Genomic DNA, 14,545 nt, shown 5'->3' on the forward strand with positions numbered 1-14,545 from the left:
ATGTAGTCATATGGTTAGCCTAATCGTATCTTTCACCTACACCCGACTGGCGGTACAACTGCTAGACGGATATTGCGGAGCATACCAAATCAATAACAAGGGGCAGTTCCTTCCATGAATGAAACGATACTTGCACTTCTGGCTTTCCTGCCGCTGTTGCTGGCCGGTATTTTGCTCATAGGGTTTAAAATACCTGCCAAGATAGCGATGCCGATTGTTTTCCTGACCGCGGCCATTATTGGCTTAACCGCTTGGGATATGTCCTTTAGCCGCGTGGCGGCGTCGACCATTCAAGGCCTGATTCAAACTGCGGGTCTTTTGTGGATCATCTTTGGCGCCATACTGCTGCTTAACACCCTTAAGCACTCCGGTGGCATCACCGCTATCCGTAATGGCTTTTCAGGCATTAGCCCTGACCGTCGCGTACAGGCGCTGATTGTTGCCTGGCTGTTCGGCTGCTTTATCGAGGGGGCGTCAGGATTCGGTACACCCGCCGCCGTTGCGGCACCACTAATGGTCGCTCTTGGCTTTCCGGCGCTGGCGGCGGTGGTTGTGGGCATGATGATTCAATCAACGCCTGTCTCGTTTGGCGCGGTGGGCACGCCTATTGTGGTCGGGGTCGGTAGTGGCCTGGATCGTGCTGGCATTAGCGCCGAACTCGACTCGGTAGGCTCAAGCTGGGATGTCTTCTTCCAACTTGTCACCAGCGAAGTGGCGATTACTCACGGCATCGTGGGCATTTTAATGCCGCTGATTCTCGTTACCGTGATGGTGCGTTTCTTCGGCGCCAACCGCTCCTGGAAAGAAGGACTGTCGATTACCCCCTTCGCCATCTTTACCGGTATCTGCTTCGTAGTGCCTTACATGCTGGTGGGCGTGCTGTTGGGCCCTGAATTCCCGTCAATGATCGGCGCGATGGTGGGCTTGGCGATTGTCGTACCCGCAGCCAAACGCGGCTTTCTGATGCCTAAAGATACCTGGGATTTCCCCGAGTCCTCTTCTTGGCCAGACGAGTGGATCGGCAACCTGCAGATCAAGCTTGACGACGTTGTCGGCAGAGCGCCGATGTCCACCTTTAAAGGCTGGGTACCCTATGTGCTGCTCGCACTGTTTTTAGTGGCCTCTCGCATTATTGAGCCCCTCAAAACAGCACTTACCTCTATTAACCTCAGTTGGAACAATATTCTTGGTGAAGCGGGCATCAGCGGTGGGGTTCAGCCGCTCTACTTGCCCGGCGGTATTATAATTGCCGTGGTCATTGTGACCTATTTCCTGCACCGCATGAATCCGCAAAAGATTAGCGCTGCGGTGTCTGAATCTACCAAAACGATTTTTGGGGCGGGTTTCGTTTTGATCTTTACCGTGCCGATGGTGCGCATCTTGATCAACTCCGGCGTTAACGGCGCAGACCTTGTTTCAATGCCGGTAATGATGGCCCAGGCAGTGGCTGATAGCGTTGGCGGTATTTACCCCTTCTTTGCGCCAATGGTAGGGGCGATGGGCGCCTTCATTGCAGGCTCCAACACGGTCTCCAACCTGATGCTGGCGGAATTCCAGTTTAGCGTTGCGGAAACTCTGGGGCTTTCCACGGCCATGATGGTAGCGCTGCAGGCAGTGGGTGCAGCGGCGGGTAATATGATCGCCATCCATAACGTAGTCGCAGCATCGGCAACGGTCGGCTTGTTAGGCCGCGAAGGGGCTACAATCCGTAAGACGATTCTGCCCACCATCTACTACCTCATCTTTACCGGCATCATCGCGCTGGTGGCGTTCTACGTGATTGGGGTCACGGACCCGTTGATGTGATGTAGCGGTCGTAACCACTACGCTAGAACCGCAAACCCCCAGGCCTAAACCTGGGGGTTTTGTCGTTTTGGTGTGATCAATCTAGCCAGCTAGCGTCAGTCTATTCGCTTTAGCTCCTGACTATGGCGCTTACCGCGCTCGACATAGCCTTGGGCATTATTTTTCAAACCCGCAATGGCCTCATCGGAAAGCGCCCGCACTACTTTGGCAGGCGAGCCAACGATTAACGAGTTGGGCGGAAACACCGCGCCTTCCTTAATAAAAGCACCGGCACCGACCAGGCTATTTTCACCAATCACCGCGCCATTGAGCACTACCGCTTGTATACCGATTAAACAGCCATCGCCAACGGTGCAGCCATGCAGCATGGCCTGATGCCCGACCGTCACCCCTTTGCCTACTTTCAGCGGAAAGCCTGGGTCAGCGTGGAGAACCGCGCCATCCTGGATATTGCTCTCTTCGCCTATTTCAAGATGGTCGCTATCACCGCGCAACACGGCCTGATACCAGACACTTGAGCGTGCTTTTAAAGTGACCTGGCCGATAACATCCGCCGTTTCTGCAATATACACGTCGTCCTGAATATCGGGCCGATACTCGCCGTATTGATAAATGGCCACGTTGACCTCCTGGGTTGTTGTTGGTGTATTAATGATTGAACTACTGCCACTCTTCAAGGCGCATTGAGGAGCGCTCTAGCCGTTCGTGCTCCTCTTCTAAATCGCGCAGCAGTTGGCTAATGCTGGAGAGGTGCTCCAGCGCCACCTGTTCTGCCTGCTCCGCCTCGCCGTTGACTACCGCCTCATGCAGCTGCGCATGCTGCTGATTGATCATCGTTCTGGGCGCCGGCAAGTGATAAAGATGCTTGACCGAGGCAAATACCGAGCTGAGCAGTAAATCGGTCAGGCTCTGCAGCGTATGCACCAACACCGGGTTGTGGGATGCCTGGGAAACCGCCAGGTGAAAGGCGTGATCAAGTCGAGCTAGGCGCTCGACATCAATGGTTTCTGCACTTTCCGCGTAGTCGGCCATTTCGCGATAGCGTCGGGTGATCAGCACCCGGTCGGCGGAGGTGCCACGACTCGCGGCTAACCGCGCCGACTCCCCTTCCAGCAAGGCGCGCACCTCTAACAGGTCAAATAGCGTGCGCGGATGATCTTTAAACAGGTGCATCAATGGGCTTTGGTTACCCACCGGTAAAAGCGTGGCAACCGTCGAGCCATGGCCCTGGCGGGTATCGATAATTCCTTTACTGCGCAGAATTCTCAACCCCTCGCGCAACGAAGCACGTGAGACGCCCAGCCGATCGCACAGCCGCCGTTCAGAAGGAAGCAGTTGGCCGGGTCGAAAAACGCCATCAAGAATTAAACGCTCAAGCCGGGTAGCCACCTGATCCGGCATTCGCAGCCCGGGCGACAAAGCTTGATTCTCCTCTGGCATGTTAGCTCTCCTGATGGGCTTTATGTCCAGCTTGCCAGTACTTAACCCAGTACTAAACAAAGAAGACAACACAGTCGACTAATTACTGGTCAGACCAATGCACCACAACCTAGACAGGCGGGTAAAAAAAGCCCAAATTGAGGCCATGTTATCTACAGACCGTTTTAGCATTTACCTTTAACGATAATAAGCATGGGATGTCTTAATGAATATCCTCTTTGATGAGCGCCTGGACGGCGAACTGGTTCGGCGCGATAAAAGCGAGGTTTTAACCGACCTGCAGCAAGCCGTCCCCGACATGACGCTGCTGCACCGTGAAGAAGACCTGCGCCCCTTTGAGTGCGATGGGCTGGCGGCCTACCGCGTGCTACCTATGCTGGTGGCGCTGCCTGAAACCTTTGACCAGGTGAAAGAGCTGCTCAAGCGCTGCCATGCGCTTAGCGTGCCCGTAGTCACCCGCGGCGCGGGTACCGGACTTTCCGGCGGCGCGCTGCCGCTGGAACAGGGCGTGCTACTAGTGATGTCGCGCTTTAACCAAATTCTTAAAGTCGATCCTGATGCCCGCCTGGCGCGGGTTCAACCCGGCGTGCGCAACCTGGCAATTTCCGAAGCCGCTGCGCCTTACGGCCTCTACTACGCGCCGGATCCCTCTTCGCAAATTGCCTGCTCCATTGGTGGCAATGTGGCGGAAAATGCCGGCGGCGTGCACTGCTTAAAATATGGCCTAACGGTGCATAACGTCATGCGCGTGGACGTGCTCACCATCGAGGGCGAGCACATGACCCTGGGCGCGGAGTCTTTTGATGCGCCGGGCTTTGACCTACTGGCATTGATGAACGGCTCAGAGGGCATGCTCGGCGTCGTCACGGAGATTACCGTCAAGCTGCTGCCCAAGCCGGAAACCGCCAAAGTGCTGATGGCGAGCTTCGATGACATTGAGAAAGCCGGACGCGCCGTCGGCGATATCATAGCGGCAGGCATTATTCCCGGCGGCTTAGAGATGATGGATAAACTGGCAATTAAAGCCGCCGAGGATTTCATCAAAGCAGGCTACCCAGTGGAAGCAGAAGCGATTCTGCTCTGCGAGCTGGATGGCGTTGAAGCTGACGTAGACGACGACTGCGATACCGTGCGCCGCGTACTGGAAGCCGCGGGTGCCACCGATATTCAGCAGGCTCGCGATGAAGCCGAGCGCGCCAAGTTCTGGGCTGGGCGTAAGAACGCCTTCCCTGCGGTGGGCCGCATGTCGCCGGATTACTACTGCATGGATGGCACTATTCCCCGCCGCGAGCTACCCCGAGTGCTGAAAGGCATTGCCGCACTTTCCGAAGAGAGCGGCCTGGCGGTGGCCAACGTGTTCCACGCCGGCGATGGCAATATGCACCCGCTGATTCTGTTTGATGCCAATAAAGAAGGCCAGCTGGCGCTTGCCGAAGAGGTGGGCGGTAAGATTCTGGAACTCTGCGTAGCCGCGGGCGGTTCGATCACCGGCGAGCATGGCGTAGGGCGCGAAAAGATCAATCAAATGTGCAGCCAATTCCAGGCGGATGAAATCAGCGTTTTTCATGCCTTGAAGGCTGCCTTTGATCCACAGCGACTGCTCAACCCCGGCAAAAACATTCCGACGCTGGCGCGCTGCGCTGAGTTTGGCGCTATGCATGTGCATAACAACGAACTACCGCACCCGGAGCTGCCGCGTTTCTAGCCGCTAGCCTAGCCGTGATAATAATTAGCCAAAACGAATAATGGAAAAGACCAATAGTGGGAAAGACCATGACTGAACGAGCGATTGCCGACCGCGATATCGCTGGCGCCTTGTGTGAACAGGTTCGCAGTGCCTATGACGCACGCACACCGCTTCGCATTGTAGGCGGAGATACCCGCGCCTTCTATGGCCGACCGGTGGAAGGCCAAGCACTGCAGATGGCCGAACATAGTGGCATTGTGAGCTACGACCCGGTGGAACTGGTGGTGACCGTGCGCGCCGGCACGCGACTCAGCGACCTGCAGGAAGTGCTGGCCGAGAAGCACCAAATGCTGGGCTTTGAGCCCCCCATGTTTGGTGAGGCTTCCACCATTGGCGGCGCCGTGGCCACCGGCCTCTCCGGCCCACGCCGCCCCTGGGCAGGTGCTGCACGAGACTTTGTGCTGGGCACGCGAATCATCACCCAGGAGGGCAAGCTGCTCCGCTTTGGCGGCGAAGTAATGAAAAATGTCGCCGGTTACGACCTGTCGCGCCTGATGGCAGGCGCCCAGGGTACGCTCGGCGTATTGACCGATATCTCCTTTAAAGTGCTGCCTATTCCCACCGCGACTCACAGCCTGCGCTTAACCGTCGGGCTGGATGAGGCACTCAAAAAACTCGCCGAACTGGGTCGAAAGCCGCTGCCGATTACCGCCGCAGCTTGGCACCACGGCGAACTGTTTTTGCGTTTGGAAGGCGGCAAAAGCTCTGTTAGCGCGACTCAGGCAAGCCTAGGCGGCGAGCCGCTTGATGCTAACTTCTGGCAGGAGCTGCGCGACCATACTCACGCTTTCTTCGCCTGTAACAACGGCCAAGCGCTATGGCGCTTGTCACTACCGCCAAATACAGCACCGTTGGCGCTGGATATTCCCGAGGCCGATATTTTTTACGATTGGGCCGGTAGCCAGCGCTGGGTAAAAACCACCCTGGATGCCAGCACCCTACGCGATGCCTGTCGCGCAGTAGGCGGCCACGCCACTTGCTACACACCCAAGCTCCAGGGCGGCGCCGCAGAGCCGTTCACACCGCTCAATGCCGTGGTGGGGAAATATCATCGTAATCTAAAGGCGGAGCTGGATGCCCATGGCATTTTTAACCCCGGTCGTCTTTATGCGGCGTTTTAATCAGGAGAGCTGACATGCAGACGCACTTTACCGATGCCGACCTTCAGAAACCGCATATTCAAGAAGCGGAGCGCATTCTGCGCACCTGCGTTCACTGCGGTTTTTGTAACGCCACCTGCCCGACGTACCAGCTGTTAGGGGATGAGCGCGATGGCCCCCGTGGGCGCATCTATTTGATGAAGGAGCTGCTGGAGAGCCGCGACGATGACGACCAGGTCACCGATGAGACGCGCCTGCACCTTGACCGCTGCCTTACCTGTCTTAACTGTGAAACCACCTGCCCTTCCGGCGTGGAGTACCACAAGCTGCTCAACATTGGCCGTGCCGAAATTGAGCGGCGCGTTCCTCGCCCGACAGCTGAGCGGGCCCAGCGCTATGCGCTGCGAAAAATGATGGTCGAGCCTAAACGTTTCCAAGCGCTGCTAAAACTGGGGCAAACCTTTAAACCACTGGTGCCTAGCAAGCTGCGCAATAAAATGCCCGCAGCGCCGATAGATGCAGGCGAACGCCCGGATGCCAACCGCCATACCCGGCGGGTATTAATACTGGAAGGCTGCGTTCAGCCGGGGCTGTCACCCAACACCAATGCTGCCACTTCGCGCATTCTTGATCGGCTGGGCATTAGCGTAACGCCGGTGGCTGAAGCGGGCTGCTGTGGCGCCGTTGATTTCCACCTTAATGCCCAGGACGATGGCCGTGCGCGCATGCGCGCCAACATTGATGCCTGGTGGCCGTACATTGAGCAAGGCACCGAAGCCATCGTTCAAACCGCCAGTGGCTGCGGCGCCTTTGTCAAAGAGTATGGTTACATGCTCAAGGATGACCCTGACTACGCCGTTAAAGCGCAAAAGGTGAGCGCTCTAGCCAAAGATATCGTCGAAATCCTGCGCAATGAGCCGCTGGACGCCTTGAACGTTAACGCGTCACAACGACTGGCGTTCCACTGCCCCTGCACGCTACAGCACGCCCAGAAGCTTAACGGTGCAGTCGAAGGCGTGCTGAGCAAGCTTGGCTTTGCGTTAACCCCGGTGCAGGATGGGCATCTTTGCTGCGGATCGGCGGGTACCTATTCGATCACTCAACCAGAGCTGGCCACCCAGCTGCGTGACAATAAGCTCAACGCCCTGGAGGCCGGTGAGCCGGAAGTGATCGTAACGGCCAATATCGGCTGCCAAACCCACTTGGCGGGCGCCAATCGCACTCCGGTACGCCACTGGGTTGAAATCGTCGATGCCGCGCTCAGCTAGCGCTTCAACACTAACGTTTAACCCCCGGCCGCGCAGACCTGAACCGCGCGGCCACTTCACTCTCTCCCTTAACAAGGATTTAAATATGCAAACAAAAGCCATTCTCGCTCAGGCCGATGTGATCAACGTACTCGATGCCGCACAGAAAGAGGCGGACAGTAATAACTGGCCGGTAACCATCGCGGTGACCGACGACGGAGGCCATTTATTGGCGCTGCGGCGTTTGGATGGCGCGGCCCCGTTCAGTGCCGAAGTCGCTACTCACAAAGCACGCAGTGCAGCGCTAGGCCGTAAAGAGACCCAGGTGTTTGAAGAGATGATTAATGGCGGCCGCACTGCGTTTGTCACCGCACCGCTGCAAGGCCTGCTCTCAGGCGGCGTGCCAATTACGGTTGATGGCCATGTAGTGGGCGCTGTGGGCATTTCCGGCGTAAAACCCGACCAGGATGTGCAGGTTGCCAAAGCCGGTGTTGCCGCGATTACAGGCTAAAAAACTGCCCATTAACACGCAGACATACGAAAAAGCCCGGATCAATGATCCAGGCTTTTTTTGAATTCGTTCGGCAGATGCCGACAGGTTGTTAACAACACAAATGGCTAACAACAAAATGCTTAATGGCGGACCGGACGAGACTCGAACTCGCGACCTCCGGCGTGACAGGCCGGCATTCTAACCGACTGAACTACCGGTCCACGTTAAAGCACTTTCAAAACAACCATCAAAGCTAACAGTTATAAGCGGTTCAGAGGCGCTTCTAAAAGGTAGGCGATGGTGGGTGGTACTGGGTTCGAACCAGTGACCCCCAGCTTGTAAGGCTGGTGCTCTCCCAACTGAGCTAACCACCCAATCTATTGGTAAGTATTTGCTGTGCTTACCAACTTTTTCTCACCAGCTTAGTTCTCACCAGCTTGGCTTAGCAGTTATCGTGGCGGACCGGACGAGACTCGAACTCGCGACCTCCGGCGTGACAGGCCGGCATTCTAACCGACTGAACTACCGGTCCGAATTGCGATAACAACTTTTAGCAGACGTTGATTTGATGATGGCGGACCGGACGAGACTCGAACTCGCGACCTCCGGCGTGACAGGCCGGCATTCTAACCGACTGAACTACCGGTCCGCTATGCACATCAAATACAAGTCGTACTAGGTACTACTTTCACACTTCCAGACCATCTTTCAACAACTTAAGATGGTGGGTGGTACTGGGTTCGAACCAGTGACCCCCAGCTTGTAAGGCTGGTGCTCTCCCAACTGAGCTAACCACCCGCTGGTCACGTGGCGCTGCATTCTACAGAAGGCTTACCGAATGTCAACATGCTGCGTTTAAAAACTGTCGTCTAAACTAGGATTTAAAACAGCGCGTTACTCTCTTACGTAAGGCCTGTGCCATGAGCGCGGACGAAGGATGCCGCAACTTGGGTAGCTTCGTCAATCAAAACCGTTTGGGTCAGGCCAGAAAATCGCCGCGGCTTGAAGTCATGGTCGCCATCCCTCAGCCAAGCAAGCTGCACGTTCGACGGCAATGTATAGCCGGCTACCTCGTCTTGAGTACCGAAGGGGTCACGCTCGCCCTGTAAAATCAGCATGGGGCAGGCAATTGCAGGCCAGTGATCCAGGCGTAGCTTGTCAGACGCTTTAATAGGATGAAACGGGTAACCTGCGACCACCACTCCCGGCACCGCGCTATCAGAGGACAGTTCACTGGCTAGCGGGTTACTGGTTGGCTGTTTACTGGCAAATAGGGTCGCCACACGGCCGCCCATCGATTTGCCTCCAATCCATAGCGGTTCGTCAAATAGGTCAGCAAGTAGCGCATACCATTGGGCAAACTGGTCAAGGGTCTGGGCGATAGGTGGCGGCGGTCGACGTTTGCCGGTTTCCTGCATCTGCTGCATATAGGGGAAATCAACACATAAAACCTGAACACCCTGAGCCGCCAGCGAGGTGACAAATTGACGCATGAAGGGAGACTGCTGACCAGCCCCTGCGCCATGGGCAAACAGCAATCGACCCAGCCTGGCCTGCCCATGAATGGCCAACGGCCCCATGCCCTGCACCAGAAAAGCGCCATTGGGTTGGCGTTGAAGCGCCTCTTTTAATGCCTTGGGAGGCACTTCGATATATCCAGACAAAGCGTAGTAGGACACCCATCACTCCTGATAATTCAGTCTTTAACCAATTGGTGTGTTCAGGTTAAGCCTCTGCTGCGCTAGAATCTTGGTCGGATCTTGACCTGCATCATCAAGCGGGTGGCCGCACCCGTGCAAAATGCCACGGGTTACCCCCTAACCGCGTTCGATGGGAACATGACATGAGCACAGCATTTGAACACCCGACCTACAACTACAAGGTAGTTCGGCAGTTCGCGATTATGACCGTTGTGTGGGGCATTGTGGGAATGACAGTGGGTGTCATCCTCGCCTCGCAACTGGTTTGGCCGCAACTGAATCTTGGCATACCTTGGACTAGCTTTGGGCGCCTGCGTCCGTTACACACTAACGCCGTAATTTTCGCCTTTGGCGGTTCGGCGCTCTTTGCCACGTCGTACTACGTAGTACAGCGCACCTGTCAGACGCGGCTTTTCTCTGACAAGTTGGCGGCCTTTACGTTCTGGGGCTGGCAAGCGGTCATTATCTCAGCAGTCGTGTCGCTGCCTATGGGCTACACCACGACCAAGGAGTACGCTGAGCTGGAGTGGCCGATCAACATTTTGATCGCGGTCGTATGGATCAGCTATGCCATCGTGTTCCTGATGACGATCAAGAAACGTACTACGTCGCATATTTATGTGGCGAACTGGTTCTTTGCAGCGTTTATTTTGACGGTTGCGGTGCTGCACATCGTCAACAACGCGGCTATCCCTGTCACTCCCATGTACTCCACCTCGATCTATGCTGGCGCGGTAGATGCCATGGTGCAGTGGTGGTACGGGCACAACGCGGTAGGCTTCTTCCTGACTGCAGGCTTCCTGGGCATGATGTACTACTTCGTGCCGAAACAAGCTGAGCGGCCGATCTACTCTTACCGCCTCTCAATTGTCCATTTCTGGGCATTGATCATGATCTACATGTGGGCAGGCCCTCACCACCTGCACTACACAGCGCTGCCTAACTGGGCACAGTCGCTAGGTATGATCATGTCCATCATCCTGTTGGCCCCCTCCTGGGGTGGCATGATCAACGGCATGATGACCCTGTCAGGGGCTTGGCATAAGCTGCGCACGGATCCAACGCTACGCTTCTTGGTGGTTGCGCTGTCGTTCTACGGCATGTCCACCTTTGAAGGCCCGATGATGGCGATTAAGACCGTCAACGCGCTGTCGCACTACACTGACTGGACAATCGGTCACGTTCACTCCGGTGCGCTTGGCTGGGTCGCGATGATCACCATCGGCTCCATGTATCACCTGATCCCGCGCGTCTTTGGTCGCACTGAAATGTACTCGGTCAACCTGATCGCCGTGCACTTCTGGCTGGCCACGATCGGTACCGTGCTGTATATCGCCTCCATGTGGGTAAACGGTATTCTACAGGGCCTGATGTGGCGTGCGATCAACCCTGACGGCACCTTGATGTACACCTTCGTTGAATCCGTTGAAGCCAGCGGGCCGGGCTACTTTGTTCGCTTAATCGGCGGCCTCTTCTGGGTCACCGGTATGCTGATCATGGCGTTCAATGTGTACATGACCGTTAAACGTCGTGAGGCTATCAGCCATTCAGCGCCACAAGCTGCCTAAACCGGGGAAGTTGAGACCAATGAAACACGAGATTGTCGAAAAAAACGTTGGCCTGCTTGCCGTGTTGATCCTTGTCGTGATCAGTTTCGGCGGCTTGGCTGAGGTGGTGCCGCTGTTTTTCCAGAAGCAGACCACCGAGCCGGTTGAAGGCCTGGAGCCGCTGTCTGCTCTGGAGCTGGAAGGCCGTGACATCTACCGCCGCGAGGGCTGCGTGGGCTGTCACTCGCAAATGGTGCGTCCGTTCCGCGCGGAGACCGAGCGCTACGGCCACTACAACGTGGCAGGTGAGCAGGTTTACGAGCACAACTTCCTATGGGGTTCCAAGCGTACCGGGCCAGACCTGGCGCGTGTTGGCGGCCGCTATAGCGACGACTGGCACCGTGCTCACCTCTACAATCCCCGAGATGTAGTTCCTGAATCGGTTATGCCGGCTTACCCCTGGCTGTTTGAAAATACCCTCGATGGTGACGCTACTCCCGCTAAAATGCGCACCCTGCGCCAGCTAGGCGTGCCGTACACCGACGAAGATATTGCCAACGCCACTGACGATGTTCGCGGTACTCAGGAAATCACTGCCCTGGTCGCGTACCTACAGCAGCTCGGAACCGTGCTCGAGGGCACTCGCTAAGTTATGGATACGGGAACTTTTCGCGGTCTCATCACGCTAATCTTGATTTTCGCGTTTATTGGCATCGCCCTCTGGGCGTACTCCAAGCGACGCAAGCCAGATTTCGACGAAGCGGCTAATTTGCCCTTTGCCGACGACGATGAGCTACCGACCAGTGACAAGCACGCTTCGCGTGAACGCGACAGCGAAGCGCATTCCCGCGACGACAGGGGAGATAAGAATATATGAACAATCTATGGGGTGACTCCCTATCCGGCTTCTGGAGCGCCTGGATCATTATCATTACGCTGGGCACGATCGCGCTGAGCGTATGGATACTGCTGGCCAATCGCCGCACCGATAAAACGCCTGACGCGGACGGTAACGTTGAAACCACGGGCCATGCCGCCGATGGCATCGAAGAGTATGACAACCCACTGCCAAAGTGGTGGTTTCAGCTATTCGTCCTAACCGTGGTCTTTGCACTGGGCTACCTGGTGTTTTATCCCGGCTTGGGCAACTACGCGGGGATACTGGGCTGGTCGCAAGAGGGCCAGTGGGAAGAGGAAGTCGCTCAGGCCGAAGAGCGTTTCACACCGATTTTTGCCCAGTATCAGGAAGTGCCCATTCCTGAGCTTGCCGAAGATCCCGAGGCGATGCAGGTTGCTGAACGTATCTACCAGAACAACTGCGCGGTGTGTCACGGTTCCAACGCTCAGGGCGGTTACGGCTTCCCCAACCTGACCGACGACGACTGGCTGTACGGCGGTGAACCAGAAAATATCCTGACCACCCTCAACCAAGGCCGCAACGGCAACATGCCTTCTTGGCAGCAGTTGGGGCAGGAGAATATTGAGAACCTTACGCAGTATGTTCTGTCGCTTTCTGATGAAGAGCACGATGCTGAACGCGCGGCGAGCGGCGAAAGCACCTTCGGCGCGGTGTGTGCAGCCTGCCACGGCCCCAGCGGAACGGGTAATACGGCTCTTGGCGCACCCAACCTGACCGATAACACTTGGCTTTATCTGGCACCCGGCCAGGATGTCGGTGACTCTATTCGTCAAACGCTGCGTAACGGCCGTAATGGCCATATGCCTGCGCAAGCGGCTTATATTGGTGAAGAGCGTGTTCACTTGGTCGCCGCCTACGTGTACAGCCTGCGCTTAGCGGACTGATTGACTGCAGACAGATAGTCATTACTGTCTGCAACGCTAGCCAAGCAAGGGTGCGGCCCCAAACCGCACCCTTTCTTTATACCCAACCCGATACAATATTAGCGAAACGCCTAGACCGCGACTAAGCATCACACTTAAAAAAGCACTTCGTTTAATTGAGCATTTCGTTTAGTTGAAGAAAGGTGCCACCTCTCCTGCCTTCTGAGCCGGGAATATCGCCATGGAAAAGATACCAACCCAAGACGTCACGCCGAATCCGGTGGGGCATCACGCCCCCTCTGAAACGGTTACCCAGGAAATGTACGCCAAGCGGCGACACATTTACGTGCGCGAAATAAAAGGCGTTTTTCAAAAGTTACGGCGCAGCGCCAACTGGGCATTAATGCTGGCATTTTTTCTCTTACCGTGGATTAACATCGGCGGGCGGCCATTAATTCTCTTCGACCTGCCTAACCGTGAGTTCCATATTTTTAGCGCCACGTTTTACCCGCAGGAGTTTATTCTGCTCTCATGGCTGCTGATTATCTGCGCCTTTGGGCTATTTTTTATTACCGTTTTTGCGGGCCGGGTCTGGTGTGGTTACACCTGCCCACAAAGCGTTTGGACGTTTCTATTCATTTGGCTTGAACACCGTATTGAGGGCTCGCGCAATCGGCGCATCAAACTCGATAACCAACCGATGACCGCCGACAAAGCCTGGCGCAAGGGGGCTAAACACACGGCTTGGCTGCTCATTGCCCTCGCCACCGGCATTACCTTTGTGGGTTACTTCACGCCGATTCGCGATTTAGTGACAGAGCTTCCCACCCTTGAAGCTCACGGCTGGTCTTACTTCTGGGTTGGTTTTTTCCTGGTATTTACTTACCTCAACGCTGGTTGGCTGCGCGAACAGGTGTGCATCTACATGTGCCCCTATGCGCGTTTCCAGTCGGTCATGTTTGACCGCGATACATTGATCGTCTCCTACGATGAATCACGTGGCGAACCCCGTGGCCATCGCAAAAAAAGCTTAAGCCACTTAGAAGCCCGCGAGGCAGGCTATGGCGACTGTATCGATTGCGATCTTTGCGTGCAGGTCTGCCCTACCGGCATTGATATCCGCGATGGGCTGCAGTACGAGTGCATTACCTGCGCCGCCTGTATTGATGCCTGCGATAGCGTGATGGATAAAATGGGCTACCCAAGAGGCTTGGTGCGCTACACCACCGAAAACGCCCTTGAGGGTAAAAAGAGCCACATCATGCGCCCGCGCCTGCTCGGCTACTTCGCCGCTCTGGTGCTGATGATGGGTGCCTTTGCCTGGGCCATTAACGACCGCATGCCGCTCAATTTTGACGCTGAGCGCGAGCGTACCCAGCTTTACCAAATGACTCGTGACGGCCAGATTAGCAATGTATTTAGCCTGACCATTCGAAACCTGGATGATCAAGACCACACCTACCAGCTGAGCGTTGCTGGATTGCCCAGCCTTACTCTAGACAGCAGTACGATTCGAGTACCTGCAGGGGAATCGCGCTTCGAAGCCGTCACTGTGACCGCTGATCCCGACGATTTACAGCAACCCAGCCATCCCATTGTATTTACGCTGCAGGCTCAACAGGATGCGGATATTCGCCTTGAGCGCGAAACCAGCTTCCTGGGCAACATTAGGAGATAAGCAAC

The 14,545-nt window shown here is 55.9% G+C and carries 13 protein-coding genes and 5 tRNA genes; 10 read left to right on the forward strand and 8 right to left on the reverse strand.

From position 1 onward, the window contains the following. The first annotated feature begins 114 nt into the window (after positions 1 to 114). Positions 115 to 1,806: an L-lactate permease gene (locus KF947_RS06180; RefSeq protein ID WP_133729763.1), complete on the forward strand. Its 1,692-nt coding sequence runs from the start codon at positions 115 to 117 to the stop codon at positions 1,804 to 1,806. A gap of 95 nt (positions 1,807 to 1,901) precedes the next feature. Here KF947_RS06180 and KF947_RS06185 read toward each other — a convergent pair whose 3' ends face one another. Then, complete coding sequence (locus KF947_RS06185) at positions 1,902 to 2,426, reverse strand: gamma carbonic anhydrase family protein (RefSeq protein ID WP_133729762.1); 525 nt, start codon at positions 2,424 to 2,426, stop codon at positions 1,902 to 1,904. Positions 2,427 to 2,466: 40 nt separating this feature from the next. Further along, positions 2,467 to 3,246: a transcriptional regulator GlcC gene (gene glcC, locus KF947_RS06190; RefSeq protein ID WP_223288067.1), complete on the reverse strand. Its 780-nt coding sequence runs from the start codon at positions 3,244 to 3,246 to the stop codon at positions 2,467 to 2,469. 205 nt (positions 3,247 to 3,451) lie between these two features. Here glcC and glcD point away from each other — a divergent pair, with 205 nt between their 5' ends. From glcD to KF947_RS06210, 4 genes are all read left to right on the forward strand, one after another. Then, complete coding sequence (gene glcD / locus KF947_RS06195) at positions 3,452 to 4,951, forward strand: glycolate oxidase subunit GlcD (RefSeq protein ID WP_223288068.1); 1,500 nt, start codon at positions 3,452 to 3,454, stop codon at positions 4,949 to 4,951. 68 nt (positions 4,952 to 5,019) lie between these two features. Further along, positions 5,020 to 6,114 (forward strand): glycolate oxidase subunit GlcE, encoded by a 1,095-nt coding sequence (gene glcE, locus KF947_RS06200; protein WP_227405749.1) that lies wholly within the window; start codon positions 5,020 to 5,022, stop codon positions 6,112 to 6,114. 14 nt (positions 6,115 to 6,128) lie between these two features. Next, positions 6,129 to 7,361: a glycolate oxidase subunit GlcF gene (glcF, locus tag KF947_RS06205; protein ID WP_223288070.1), complete on the forward strand. Its 1,233-nt coding sequence runs from the start codon at positions 6,129 to 6,131 to the stop codon at positions 7,359 to 7,361. Between the two features lie 85 nt (positions 7,362 to 7,446). Beyond that, positions 7,447 to 7,851 carry a heme-binding protein gene (locus KF947_RS06210; protein ID WP_223288071.1) on the forward strand — a complete coding sequence of 135 codons (405 nt, stop codon included), beginning with the start codon at positions 7,447 to 7,449 and terminating at the stop codon, positions 7,849 to 7,851. A 126-nt stretch (positions 7,852 to 7,977) separates the two neighbouring features. On the opposite strand, the gene KF947_RS06215 is transcribed toward KF947_RS06210, so the two are convergent. From KF947_RS06215 to KF947_RS06240, 6 genes are all read right to left on the reverse strand, one after another. After that, a tRNA-Asp gene (locus KF947_RS06215) sits at positions 7,978 to 8,054 on the reverse strand. Positions 8,055 to 8,131: 77 nt separating this feature from the next. Next, positions 8,132 to 8,207 (reverse strand) — tRNA-Val (locus tag KF947_RS06220). An 81-nt stretch (positions 8,208 to 8,288) separates the two neighbouring features. Further along, a tRNA-Asp gene (locus tag KF947_RS06225) sits at positions 8,289 to 8,365 on the reverse strand. Between the two features lie 40 nt (positions 8,366 to 8,405). Next, positions 8,406 to 8,482 (reverse strand) — tRNA-Asp (locus KF947_RS06230). 73 nt (positions 8,483 to 8,555) lie between these two features. Continuing rightward, positions 8,556 to 8,631, reverse strand: a tRNA-Val gene (locus KF947_RS06235). A gap of 104 nt (positions 8,632 to 8,735) precedes the next feature. Continuing rightward, positions 8,736 to 9,512, reverse strand: a complete 777-nt coding sequence (locus tag KF947_RS06240; protein ID WP_223288072.1) for an alpha/beta fold hydrolase — start codon at positions 9,510 to 9,512, stop codon at positions 8,736 to 8,738. A gap of 164 nt (positions 9,513 to 9,676) precedes the next feature. Between KF947_RS06240 and ccoN the strand changes: the two genes are divergently transcribed. The 5 genes from ccoN to ccoG all read left to right on the forward strand — a co-directional run bounded on the left by ccoN (position 9,677) and on the right by ccoG (position 14,540). Beyond that, positions 9,677 to 11,101: a cytochrome-c oxidase, cbb3-type subunit I gene (ccoN, locus tag KF947_RS06245; RefSeq protein WP_133729755.1), complete on the forward strand. Its 1,425-nt coding sequence runs from the start codon at positions 9,677 to 9,679 to the stop codon at positions 11,099 to 11,101. A gap of 19 nt (positions 11,102 to 11,120) precedes the next feature. Then, on the forward strand, positions 11,121 to 11,729 hold the full coding sequence (gene ccoO, locus KF947_RS06250; protein WP_088699417.1) for a cytochrome-c oxidase, cbb3-type subunit II: 609 nt from the start codon (positions 11,121 to 11,123) through the stop codon (positions 11,727 to 11,729). 3 nt (positions 11,730 to 11,732) lie between these two features. Next, positions 11,733 to 11,957 (forward strand): cbb3-type cytochrome oxidase subunit 3, encoded by a 225-nt coding sequence (locus tag KF947_RS06255; protein ID WP_088699416.1) that lies wholly within the window; start codon positions 11,733 to 11,735, stop codon positions 11,955 to 11,957. Further along, a complete protein-coding gene (gene ccoP, locus KF947_RS06260) occupies positions 11,954 to 12,883 on the forward strand; it encodes a cytochrome-c oxidase, cbb3-type subunit III (protein ID WP_088699415.1) in 930 nt (309 codons plus the stop codon). Before KF947_RS06255 ends, ccoP begins: the two co-directional genes overlap by 4 nt. 220 nt (positions 12,884 to 13,103) lie before the next feature. Next, positions 13,104 to 14,540, forward strand: coding sequence for a cytochrome c oxidase accessory protein CcoG (ccoG, locus tag KF947_RS06265; protein ID WP_223288073.1), 1,437 nt, complete (start codon positions 13,104 to 13,106; stop codon positions 14,538 to 14,540). Positions 14,541 to 14,545 lie beyond the last annotated feature (5 nt).

It is taken from the genome of Halomonas sp. FeN2 (genome assembly GCF_020595105.1).
Classification (GTDB): domain Bacteria; phylum Pseudomonadota; class Gammaproteobacteria; order Pseudomonadales; family Halomonadaceae; genus Vreelandella; species Vreelandella neptunia.

Bases quoted from the DNA above. Each gene is read 5' to 3' on its own strand.
- KF947_RS06180 (WP_133729763.1), top strand. From the start codon at position 115: ATGAATGAAACGATACTTGCACTTCTGGCTTTCCTGCCGCTGTTGCTG.
- glcC (WP_223288067.1), bottom strand. From the start codon at position 3,246: ATGCCAGAGGAGAATCAAGCTTTGTCGCCCGGGCTGCGAATGCCGGAT.
- glcD (WP_223288068.1), top strand. From the start codon at position 3,452: ATGAATATCCTCTTTGATGAGCGCCTGGACGGCGAACTGGTTCGGCGC.
- glcE (WP_227405749.1), top strand. From the start codon at position 5,020: ATGACTGAACGAGCGATTGCCGACCGCGATATCGCTGGCGCCTTGTGT.
- glcF (WP_223288070.1), top strand. From the start codon at position 6,129: ATGCAGACGCACTTTACCGATGCCGACCTTCAGAAACCGCATATTCAA.
- KF947_RS06210 (WP_223288071.1), top strand. From the start codon at position 7,447: ATGCAAACAAAAGCCATTCTCGCTCAGGCCGATGTGATCAACGTACTC.
- ccoN (WP_133729755.1), top strand. From the start codon at position 9,677: ATGAGCACAGCATTTGAACACCCGACCTACAACTACAAGGTAGTTCGG.
- ccoO (WP_088699417.1), top strand. From the start codon at position 11,121: ATGAAACACGAGATTGTCGAAAAAAACGTTGGCCTGCTTGCCGTGTTG.
- KF947_RS06255 (WP_088699416.1), top strand. From the start codon at position 11,733: ATGGATACGGGAACTTTTCGCGGTCTCATCACGCTAATCTTGATTTTC.
- ccoP (WP_088699415.1), top strand. From the start codon at position 11,954: ATGAACAATCTATGGGGTGACTCCCTATCCGGCTTCTGGAGCGCCTGG.
- ccoG (WP_223288073.1), top strand. From the start codon at position 13,104: ATGGAAAAGATACCAACCCAAGACGTCACGCCGAATCCGGTGGGGCAT.